Origin of the sequence: Acidovorax sp. FJL06 (assembly GCF_003852545.1) — a bacterium.
GTDB lineage: Bacteria > Pseudomonadota > Gammaproteobacteria > Burkholderiales > Burkholderiaceae_C > Acidovorax.
Genome location: NZ_QAJR01000020.1, coordinates 140,766 through 150,359, shown reverse-complemented (window position 1 = coordinate 150,359; position 9,594 = coordinate 140,766). Strand labels below are relative to the sequence as shown.

Here is a 9,594-nt window from a genome sequence, read left to right as displayed (position 1 = left end):
CGGGCGGTCTGCTGCGTTGCTGCGCTTGTGGATAGCCGGGCTATCCACTGCGCACCGCGCCTTGCATCCCATCCCGGCAAGGTACTTGTGCGACCCCGAAAAGATCTTGAACAGGTTCTCAGCGCTTCATGCTAGTCGCGGCCCGGCCCCGTGTAAAACCTGTGCTGTCACCTGCGAAACTCTGCGGCGGGGCATGTGGGCCTGCGCCTACCCGCCGTGCCGTGGACGGCGCATGGACGGCAGCGCGGGGGCGCATTAGGCTCAGGGCATGTCCATCGCCCTTTCGCTTGAGCGCCTTGCCGCGCCCCTGATGCCCGTTGTGTTGCCCCTGTGGCTGGACGCCGATGGCCTGCGCATGAGCGCTGCCATGTCGTTCTACGGCATGCTGAGCCTGGCGCCGCTGCTGCTCCTGCTGGTGGGCGTGCTGGGCTGGTGGATGGACCGCAGCTACCTGGAGGCCAGCCTGGTCACCCAGGTGCAGTCCGTGATGGGCGCGCAGGTGGCCGATGTGGTGCGGCAGGCCCTGGCCAGCGCCCGCGCGCCAGCGGAGGGGCGCCTGGCTTCCATCGTGGGTTTTGTGGTGCTGGTCTCGGGGGCGACCGGGGTGTTCGTCGAACTGCAGTCGGCGCTGGAGCGCCTGTGGCGGCGCGATGGCGCCCCGCCCGCACCGCAGGCCGCCTGGTGGCGCATGGCCTCGCTGCGGCTGCGGGGGCTGGCCTATGTGCTGGCCCTGGGGTTTTTGCTCCTGGTGTCGCTGGCGCTGTCCACGCTGATCCACCTGCTGGCGGGCTGGGCCGGGGAGCGCCTGGCGGCGGGGCCTCTGGCGCACCTGCTGCCCCTGGCCCCGCTGCTCAAGGTCGCCAACGAAGCCCTGGCCTGGGGTTTTGCCGTGGCCCTGTTCGTGGGGCTGATGCGCATGGGCGTGTGCCCCAAGCCCTCGCTGCGCTACCTGGTGATGGGGGCCGTGGTGGGGGCGGCGCTGTTCATCGGGGGCAAGCAGCTGCTGGCCTGGTACCTGTCCACGGCGGCCGTGGTTTCCGCCTACGGTGCTGCGGGATCGCTGGTGGTGCTGCTCATGTGGATCTATTTTTCGTCGGCCATCCTGCTGTTTTCTGCAAGCTGCGCGCAGGCGCTGGAGGACGCGCTGCACAGCGGTCCCCGCCGCCCCGCAGCCTGGGCGCGGTGGGCGGCCACGGCCCGTGGGCGGGGCGGGCGGGTGTAAAAAATGTTGGCAAGCCCCCGTGGGCGGCTTCCGCCTTGGGGGCGCGCGGTCTGCGGCCCAGGCGCAGAAAGACGGCTTGTGCACCCGCCCAGAGTGCAACAGGCGCTTACGGTCACTTACACAACCGCTGTTCGGCGTTGGCTTTCCCTGTGTACCTTTGGGCCCCTCCGGGCGTTGGTGGGAGATCGCTGTGACTCCACCGCCCAGGTGCCGTGGAGCCCCATCCCGCCCCGGCTGCAACCCCACAAGGAAACCACCACCATGAACCTCACCGTCCCCCCCACCACCGCGCTGGCCCCCGGCGCCCCCGCCGCCGCAGGGCCTGCCCTGAAATGGATGTGGGCCGCCATTGGCGTGCTGGGCGTGAGCGTGCTGGCACTGGGCGCCACCCTGGTGTGGCAGCAACGCGCACCCGCCGAGGTGGTGGCCCCCGCACCGCTGGCCGCTGCACCGCGCACGCCCGAATCAGAAATCATTGACGAAAAACGGCCGCAAGGGCTGATCCAGCCAGCGCAATCAGCTATGAATAGCGGAGCAAGCAGCCGCCTGCAGCCCGGCGCTGGCGATGGCGCACCGCGTGCCGCCGAGATGGTCGGCGGCGGCCAGGGCGCACCTCGGGGGGCCGGGCCCGCGCAGCCCGTGCGGGCCGCCGCACCGGTGTGCCGCAGCTGCGGCCGGGTCGAGTCCGTGCAGGCGGTGCAGCAGGCCGCACCCGCCACGGGCGTGGGGGCCGTGGCCGGTGGTGTGCTGGGCGCCGTGGTGGGCAACCAGATCGGCAAGGGCAGCGGCCGTACCGCCGCCACCGTGCTGGGCGCCGTGGGCGGTGGTTATGTGGGCCACAAGGTCGAAGAGCGCACGCGCACCCACACGGTGTACGAGGTCGCGGTGCGCATGGAAGACGGCTCGCTGCGCCACTTCCAGCGCGCTGAGCCCACGGCGGTGGGCACGCCCGTGGTGCTGCAGGGCAAGGGCTTCCGCGTGGACCAGGGCGGCTCGGCGCGTGCAGCAGACCCGTATGCCCAGCCGCAGCCGGGTGCGGTGCGGGTGTCTGACACTTACTGAGCCAGCTATTTCCAAAAAGCAAAAGCCCGCGAAAGCGGGCTTTTGCTTTTATCGCCTGTGGGCGAGCTACAGCACCACCGGGATCTCGGTAGCAGGCGGCGTATTGCGGCTGCGGCCACAGCGCACCAGGCCGTCGATCATCACCATGCCGATGCCGGGGATGTCACCGAGCTGCACGCTTTCGAGCAGCGTGGCGCCGGCCGTGTGCTGGGCGCGGTCCATGAAGACGAAATCCGCCGCACGGCCCACCTCGACCAGGCCGCAGTTCAGGTTGCGGATGCGCGCCGTGTTGCCCGTGGCAAAGCAGAACACCAGTTCGGCGGGGATGTCGGCAAAGCTCGAAATCAGCGCAATCATGCGCAGCATGCCCAGCGGCTGCACGCCCGAGCCCGCCGGGCCATCGGTGCCCAGAATCACGCGGTGCGGGCACTTGAGCTCAATGGCCGCGCGCGCCGCTTGGATGGCGATCTTCTCGTTGCCGTTGTGCACCAGCTCGATCGCGCGGGACGATTTTTCGCACAGCTCGCACACATGCTTCCAGGGCAGCGAGGTGTGGCCGCCGTTGATGTGGCCGATCACGTCGGCATCGGCCTCCAGCACCACGTCCTTGTCGATCAGGCCCGAGCCCGGGATGGATGGGCCGCCCGTGTGGATGGTGCTCTGGATGCCATGCTTGCGCGCCCAGGCCACCATCTGCTGGGCCTCGTAGCCCGCCTTGACGGAGCCCAGGCCCACTTCGCCCAGCAGCGTCACGCCGGCCTCGGCCAGGTCCTTGAAGTCCTGCTCGGTCATGCCTTTTTCAATCACCGGGGCACCTGCGATCACCTTCACGCCGCCAGGGCGGAAGTTGTCGAACGAGCGCTGCGCGGTGATGGCCAGGGCCTTCAGGCCCACGATGTCCTTGGGCCGGCCGGGCAGGTGCACTTCGCCGGCCGAGACCATGGTGGTCACGCCGCCGTTCATGGTCGAGTCGATCCAGCCGATCTGGTTCTGGCGCGGCGTCCAGTCGCCAAACACGGGGTGCACATGGCTGTCGATGAGGCCGGGCGCCACGCAGGTCTGGCGCGCGTCGATCACGGTCTGCGCGTGTTCGGTGTCGCAGTCCTTGTAGCGGCCCACGGCCACGATGAGGCCGTCATTCACGACGATGGTGTCGGCATCGAGGATGGGGCGGTCCAGGTCGCCCGACAACAAAAGACCGATGTTCTGGATGACGACCTTGCCCGACTTGCCGCCGGCTGCTGCTTCTGCCATGGATTCTCCTCGTGGGGTGGGGGGCGCGGGCCCATCCAGGCCCGCGCAAAGAAAAATCGTTGAAGTAAGTTCTTCCTGCGGCCGGCTGTCAGGCCGCTGCCTTGCCCTTGGGGCGGATCGGTCCGGGCGCCACGGTGCGCAGCACGCTGTCGATGACGAAGGCCTCCCAGTGCGCCAGGGCCTCGGGTGTTTCGAGGTCTTCGCCCAGGAAGGCCGACAGTGTGTGCCGGTTGGACATGTAGAAGTAGCCCGTGGCGGCGATCAGCAGGTACAGGTCGCGCGCCGACACGTCCTTGCGGAACAGGCCCTGCGTCTGGCCGCTCTCCAGCACGCGGCGGATCACCTCGATGGCGGGCGACGAGTATTCGCGGGCGCGCATCGACTTGGAGATGTGCTTGCCCTTGTGCAGGTTCTCGGTGTTCAGCAGCGTGATGAACTCGGGGTTCTTGCGGTAGTAGCCCACCACAAAGCGGATCACGGCCTGCAGGGCCTCGATGGGCTGGGCGGTGTCCAGGTCGAGCTTGGACTCGGCATCGTTCATGCGCCGGTAGGTTTCCTCCAGCACCTCGATGAACAGGCCTTCCTTGCTGCCGAAGTAGTAATAGATCATCCGGTCGAAGGACTTGGCCGCCTTGGAGATTTTCTCCACGCTGCCGCCTTCGTAGCCGTAGCGCGCGAACACCTTGATCGCGGCCTTCAGGATGTTGTCGCGCGTGGTCTGTGCGGCCTGCTCGCGCACGCCCGTCTTGCGGGCGGATGCGGAGCGGGGGGACGCGGTCCGGGTCTTGGTGGGGGTGGCAGACATGGCGGGTCCTGGTGGATGAGGCGGGCCCGCAAGGCGGGGCCCGCCGGGGGATCACTGCTCTGCGAACGCGCGTTCGATCACGAAGTCACCCGGCTTCGTGGTGTTGCCTTCCTTGAAGCCGCGCTCTTCCATCATGTGCTTCAAGTCGCGCAGCATCTCGGGGCTGCCGCAGATCATCACGCGGTCTTCGGCGGGGTTGAGCGCGGGCAGGCCCAGGTCGCGCGCCATCTGGCCGTTTTCGATCACGGTGGTCACGCGGCCCTGGTTCTTGAAGGGCTCGCGCGTCACGGTGGGGTAGTACTTGAGCTGCTTGCTCACGATCTCGCCCAGGAACTCGTGCTTTGGCAGCTCCTCGGTGATGTAGTCGTGGTAGGCCAGTTCCTTCACCTCGCGCACGCCGTGCACCAGGATGACTTCCTCGAACTTCTCGTAGGTCTCGGGGTCGCGCATCAGGCTCAGGAACGGCGCCACGCCCGTGCCGGTGGACAGCATGTACAGCCGCTTGGCGGGCAGCAGGTAGTCGATCAGCAGGGTGCCGGTGGGCTTCTTGCCCACCACGATGGTGTCGCCCACCTGGATGTGCTGCAGGCGCGAGGTCAGTGGGCCGTCGGGCACCTTGATCGACAGGAACTCCAGGTGCTCTTCGTAGTTGGCGCTGGCAATGCTGTAGGCGCGCAGCAGGGGTTTGCCGTTCTCGCCGCGCAGGCCGATCATCGTGAAATGGCCGTTGGAGAAGCGCAGCGCGGTGTCGCGCGTGGTGGTGAAGGAGAAAAGGCGGTCCGTCCAGTGGTGGACGGACAGGACGCGTTCTTCAAGAAAGGCGCTCATGGTGCGTTAGATGGAAAAGTTGGAAGCAAATAAGAAATCTGGCTGAAGTGCGGGGCTGGGCGCGCCCTACGGCGCAATGTTCAGGCCCGCGAGCTTGTGGCTCACAACCCTCCATTGTTCCGCATCTGGCAAAGCCGCTTTTCTTTTGGTGATTGTGGGCAGCGTGGGCGCCAGTTTTTTGTTGAACTGCAGGAAGATTTCCATGCCTTGCGGTAGATCGTCTTCTGCGTAGATGGCGTTGGCCGGGCACTCGGGGATGCACACCGCGCAGTCGATGCATTCGTCGGGGTCGATCACCAGGTACTCCGGCCCCTCCTTGAAGCAATCGACGGGGCAGACATCGACACAGTCGGTGTACTTGCACCGAATGCAGGCATCCGTGACAACGTGCGTCATTTTGGGGCTCCTTGTGCACCGTTTTCGGGGGTGCGAAAACACCATTGCGAAGTGTGATTGATTCCGCTACATTCGCAACAAATGTAGTGTTCACAACATTTAAGTTAAGTGAATGCTACACAAAATGCAATGCACGTACAAGCATTTGAAAAGATGCAAGGAATGGGCTCCACGATGACTGAACACACCAAGACCGACGGACTTCCAGGCATGGACGCGCCCGAGCTGCCGCAGGTGCTGGAGCGCGCCCGGCCGCGCAACGAACGCATGAACGCCGCCAAGGTGGAGTGCAACGCCTGCCCGGTGCTGTGCCAGATCTCGGAAGGCCGCGCGGGGGCCTGTGACCGCTATGCCAACCATGCCGGCGTGCTGGTGCGGTTGGACCCGGTGGTGGTGCTGCGCAAGACGCTGGAGGCCGGCGAGGCCACGCTGGTGCCGTTTGCGGGCCGTGCCCCATCGGCCGCCGATGCGGATGCCGGTGCCGGTGCCGGTGCAGAGCCTGCGGTCGCGCCGCAGCCCTGGTCGGGCGATCTGCTGTTGACGGAAGAGGTTTTTGTGACGGGCGTGGGCTCGTCCACCACCTACCCCGACTACAAGCCTGCGCCTTTCATCGTGGGCTCCCAGGTCGAGGGCGTGGACATGGTGACCGTGGTGACCGAGGGCATCTTCAGCTACTGCAGCTTCAAGGTGAAGATCGACACCGACCGCTTCCTCGGCCCGGAGCAGGCCAATGTGCGCTGCAAGGGCGAGGTGGTGGGCCATGTGACCACGGCCGAGTACGGCTCGCAGATGCTGTCGCTGGGCGGCGTGCACCACCTCACGGGCGGCACCAAGAAAGAAGGCCGCATCACCGCCGAGATGATGCAGCAGCTGGGCAACAAGCAGGCGGTGGAGTTCACCATCGACGGGGGCTCGCAGCTCGTGATCCAGGCCGGCCGCGCACCCATCGTCAACGGCGTGGCCGAGCAGCGCATGCGCGTGGGCTGCGGCTCGGCCGCCATCGGCATCTTCGCGCGCCAGTTCTACGGCCATGCGGACGAGGTGGTGGTGGTGGACGACCACATCACCGGCGTGCTCACCGAGCACCAGGCCGGGCGCTGCCTGGACATGCAGCCCTCGGGCATCCAGATGCGCGGGCGCAAGTCCACGCCGGGGCGGTACTTCCAGGTGGCCAACCCCGGCACGGGCTGGGGCGGCACCGACATTGCCGACCCGCTGGCCATCATCGAAGGCTGGGACCCCGAGGTGGCCCGGCCCGGACTGCGCCTGCTCATGACCTCCACCACGGGCGAGCATGCATCCTGGTACGTGCTGGACGAGCAACTGAACCCGATGGAAGCCGAGATGCCCGCCGAGGTGCGCCGCATCGTGGACCGCATCGGCGAGAACTGCGAGCCTTCGCTGGCCTCGGTGCTGTTCCTGGGCGGTGCGGGTGGCAGCCTGCGTGCGGGCGTGACCGAAAACCCGGTGCTGCTCACGCGCTCCATCAAGAATGCGCTGGTCAACGTGACCTGCGGCGGCGCGCCAGCCTATGTGTGGCCCGGCGGCGGCATCACCGTGATGGCCGATGTGCTGCGCATGCCCGACAACAGCTTTGGCACCGTGCCCACGCCCGCCATCGTGGCGCCCATCGAGTTCAGCATGCGCCGCGCAGACTACGAAGCGCTCGGCGGCCATGCCGACCAGATCCGCAGCCTGCGCGAGGTGCTGGTGCACGGCGCGTGGCACAACGACGGCGCACCGCAGGCGCTGGCCTGGCAGAAGCTGCCGGCCGCCAACCCCTGGCCGCTGGGCCGCCCGCCCCTGCTGGGCTGAACGGACGCGCCGCATGCACGCCTGCCGCAAGCTCCTGCCCGACGGCCGCTGGCACTTCCAGCACGGCCCCATGGACCTGGTCCTCCAGGCCGAGGGGGACCGTGCCGCCGTGGCGCTTGCGCACGAAGGCGCGTGGCAGCGTTTCGAGGGGCTGCTGCAGGAGCTGGTGGACGAGCTGCCCGGCCTGCGGGCGCCCGTCGGAGAGGCCACCTCCCTGCACGGCGTGGTGGCGCAGCGCATGTGGACGGCTTGCCGGCCTTACCGCATGGACTTCATCACCCCGATGGCGGCGGTGGCGGGGGCGGTCGCGCAGGAGATCCTTGCGTGCTATGTCCGTGATGGTATTGCGCGCGCCTGGGTCAACAATGGCGGGGACATCGCGCTGCATCTCGCGCCCGGCGCATCGGCCCTGGTGGGGGTGTATTCCGACATGGCCGCGCTCAACGCGGCGCAGCTGCGCCATGGCCTGCTGCTGGACGGCCAGATCCGCATCGAAAGCACCATGCCGGTGCGGGGTGTGGCCACCAGCGGCTGGCGCGGGCGCAGCCAGTCACTGGGCATCGCCGACAGCGCCACGGTGCTCGCGCGCACGGCCGCCGAGGCGGACGCGGCGGCCACCATCATTGCGAACGCCGTGAATGTGCAGGACGAGCGCATCACCCGCATGCCGGCCTGGAGGGTGCGCGACGACAGTGATTTGGGGGCCCTCCCCGTCACCGTGGATGTGCCGGAGCTGCCCGCGGCGCAGGTGCGCTGGGCGCTGCAGCAGGGTCTGCAAAAGGCGCAAGAATTGCAGGCTGCGGGCCTGATCTGGTGTGCACTGCTTGCGTGCCAGGGGCAGTTCGTGGCCACGCCCGCGTCAGGTGCATGGCCCGAAGGTGTTCCGGCGGAAGAATTGGCCGGTGTCAGCGAAGTTGGTTCAGTATTTGCTTAATGAAATTACAGGTCCAGACATGATCCAGATACGACGCGTTTTTACCCACCTTGAAGACATCCGGCACGAATTCGGGCCGGTGGCCGATGTGCCGCTGCTGCGCGGCGCCATCGGTGCGGTGCTGACCAACCCCTACGCCGGCCGGTACGAGCCCGACATCCTGCCCATGATGGACGCGCTGCAGGACGTGGGCCTGGACATGGCGCGGCGCCTGCTCCAGGCCATGGGCGTGCCGGCCGAACGCATCGAGACCTACGGCAAGGGCGCCATCGTCGGCTCTGCCGGCGAGTTGGAGCATGGTGCCTTGTGGCATGTGCCGGGCGGCTACGCGATGCGCGAGCTGCTGGGTTGGAAGGGCGACCGCAACGCCTACGCCAAGGGCCAGGCCGAGAAGAAAACCGGCCAGCCCGCCAATGCGCTGTCCATCGTGCCCTCCACCAAGAAGGTGGGCGGCCCGGGCGCGGCGCTGGATGTGCCGCTCACCCACATCAACGCCAGCTATGTGCGCAGCCACTTCGATGCCATCGAGGTGCGCGTGCCCGGCGCCCCGCTGGCCGACGAGATCGTCTTCATCCTGGCCATGTCCACGGGCGCGCGCATCCATGCCCGCATGGGCGGGCTCAAGGCCGCCGACATCAGCCAGTGGGACGGCCTGCGCTGACCCCCCAATACAAGGAGACCAAGACATGCCCGCCAAGATCCGCAAGATCATTGTTCAAACCGACGAAGTCCGCGTGGACATGGGGCGCGAGGTGCAGCCGCCCGTGCGCAAGGCCCTGGCCATGGCCGTGATCGAGAACCCCTGCGCCGGCCGCTATGTCGAGAACCTCGACGAACTCGTGGCCATCGGCGAGGAGCTGGGTGCCCTGCTGGGCGCGCGCTGCGTGCAGGCCCTGGGCATTGAACCCGGCCAGGCCCAGAGCTACGGCAAGGCGGCCATTGTGGGTGAGGCGGGCGAGCTGGAGCATGCCGCTGCCATCCTGCACCCCAAGCTGGGCGCGCCGCTGCGCGTGGCGGTCGAGAAGGGCGCGGCCCTGGTGCCGTCGAGCAAGAAGATCGGCGGCCTGGGCACGGCCATCGATGTGCCCCTGGGCCACAAGGACGCCGCCTATGTGCGCAGCCACTTCGACGCCATGGAGGCCCGCGTGGCCGATGCCCCCCGCGCCAATGAAATCGTGGTCGCCATCGTGGTGACCGACGGCGGCCGGCCCCTGGCCCGTGTCGGGGGCCTGCAGGTGTCCGACATCCAGGGCGTGGACGGCCTGCGCTGACGTTGCG

At 67.7% G+C, this 9,594-nt stretch carries 10 protein-coding genes; 6 read left to right on the top strand and 4 right to left on the bottom strand.

The features are described 5' to 3' along the window. Positions 1-268: 268 nt before the first annotated feature. Positions 269-1,222: a YihY/virulence factor BrkB family protein gene (locus DBV10_RS13460; RefSeq protein WP_124514127.1), complete on the top strand. Its 954-nt coding sequence runs from the start codon at positions 269-271 to the stop codon at positions 1,220-1,222. A 261-nt stretch (positions 1,223-1,483) separates the two neighbouring features. Further along, the gene (locus DBV10_RS13455) at positions 1,484-2,284 is read left to right on the top strand and encodes a glycine zipper 2TM domain-containing protein (protein ID WP_124514126.1); all 801 of its coding nucleotides are present in this window, start codon (positions 1,484-1,486) and stop codon (positions 2,282-2,284) included. Between the two features lie 66 nt (positions 2,285-2,350). Here DBV10_RS13455 and DBV10_RS13450 read toward each other — a convergent pair whose 3' ends face one another. The 4 genes from DBV10_RS13450 to fdxA all read right to left on the bottom strand — a co-directional run bounded on the left by DBV10_RS13450 (position 2,351) and on the right by fdxA (position 5,567). Continuing rightward, positions 2,351-3,538, bottom strand: coding sequence for an amidohydrolase family protein (locus tag DBV10_RS13450; RefSeq protein WP_124514125.1), 1,188 nt, complete (start codon positions 3,536-3,538; stop codon positions 2,351-2,353). 88 nt (positions 3,539-3,626) lie between these two features. Further along, positions 3,627-4,343 (bottom strand): TetR/AcrR family transcriptional regulator, encoded by a 717-nt coding sequence (locus tag DBV10_RS13445; RefSeq protein ID WP_124514124.1) that lies wholly within the window; start codon positions 4,341-4,343, stop codon positions 3,627-3,629. A 51-nt stretch (positions 4,344-4,394) separates the two neighbouring features. Beyond that, positions 4,395-5,171: a ferredoxin--NADP reductase gene (locus DBV10_RS13440; RefSeq protein WP_063461061.1), complete on the bottom strand. Its 777-nt coding sequence runs from the start codon at positions 5,169-5,171 to the stop codon at positions 4,395-4,397. Between the two features lie 66 nt (positions 5,172-5,237). Continuing rightward, a complete protein-coding gene (fdxA, locus tag DBV10_RS13435; protein ID WP_124514123.1) occupies positions 5,238-5,567 on the bottom strand; it encodes a ferredoxin FdxA in 330 nt (109 codons plus the stop codon). 174 nt (positions 5,568-5,741) lie between these two features. Between fdxA and DBV10_RS13430 the strand changes: the two genes are divergently transcribed. Genes DBV10_RS13430 through DBV10_RS13415 form a run of 4 tightly spaced genes read left to right on the top strand, consistent with a single transcriptional unit; the run spans position 5,742 to position 9,587 of the window. Further along, positions 5,742-7,382, top strand: a complete 1,641-nt coding sequence (locus DBV10_RS13430) for a 6-hydroxynicotinate reductase (protein ID WP_124514122.1) — start codon at positions 5,742-5,744, stop codon at positions 7,380-7,382. Positions 7,383-7,395: 13 nt separating this feature from the next. Beyond that, positions 7,396-8,316 carry a UPF0280 family protein gene (locus tag DBV10_RS13425; RefSeq protein ID WP_124514121.1) on the top strand — a complete coding sequence of 307 codons (921 nt, stop codon included), beginning with the start codon at positions 7,396-7,398 and terminating at the stop codon, positions 8,314-8,316. 19 nt (positions 8,317-8,335) lie between these two features. Then, positions 8,336-8,977, top strand: coding sequence for an amino acid synthesis family protein (locus DBV10_RS13420; protein WP_124514120.1), 642 nt, complete (start codon positions 8,336-8,338; stop codon positions 8,975-8,977). A 25-nt stretch (positions 8,978-9,002) separates the two neighbouring features. Then, a complete protein-coding gene (locus DBV10_RS13415; protein ID WP_124514119.1) occupies positions 9,003-9,587 on the top strand; it encodes an amino acid synthesis family protein in 585 nt (194 codons plus the stop codon). Positions 9,588-9,594: the final 7 nt, after the last annotated feature.

Excerpts from the sequence above, each read along its gene's own strand:
- DBV10_RS13460 (WP_124514127.1), top strand. The coding sequence starts at position 269 with ATGTCCATCGCCCTTTCGCTTGAGCGCCTTGCCGCGCCCCTGATGCCC.
- DBV10_RS13455 (WP_124514126.1), top strand. The coding sequence starts at position 1,484 with ATGAACCTCACCGTCCCCCCCACCACCGCGCTGGCCCCCGGCGCCCCC.
- DBV10_RS13450 (WP_124514125.1), bottom strand. The coding sequence starts at position 3,538 with ATGGCAGAAGCAGCAGCCGGCGGCAAGTCGGGCAAGGTCGTCATCCAG.
- DBV10_RS13445 (WP_124514124.1), bottom strand. The coding sequence starts at position 4,343 with ATGTCTGCCACCCCCACCAAGACCCGGACCGCGTCCCCCCGCTCCGCA.
- DBV10_RS13440 (WP_063461061.1), bottom strand. The coding sequence starts at position 5,171 with ATGAGCGCCTTTCTTGAAGAACGCGTCCTGTCCGTCCACCACTGGACG.
- fdxA (WP_124514123.1), bottom strand. The coding sequence starts at position 5,567 with ATGACGCACGTTGTCACGGATGCCTGCATTCGGTGCAAGTACACCGAC.
- DBV10_RS13430 (WP_124514122.1), top strand. The coding sequence starts at position 5,742 with ATGACTGAACACACCAAGACCGACGGACTTCCAGGCATGGACGCGCCC.
- DBV10_RS13425 (WP_124514121.1), top strand. The coding sequence starts at position 7,396 with ATGCACGCCTGCCGCAAGCTCCTGCCCGACGGCCGCTGGCACTTCCAG.
- DBV10_RS13420 (WP_124514120.1), top strand. The coding sequence starts at position 8,336 with ATGATCCAGATACGACGCGTTTTTACCCACCTTGAAGACATCCGGCAC.
- DBV10_RS13415 (WP_124514119.1), top strand. The coding sequence starts at position 9,003 with ATGCCCGCCAAGATCCGCAAGATCATTGTTCAAACCGACGAAGTCCGC.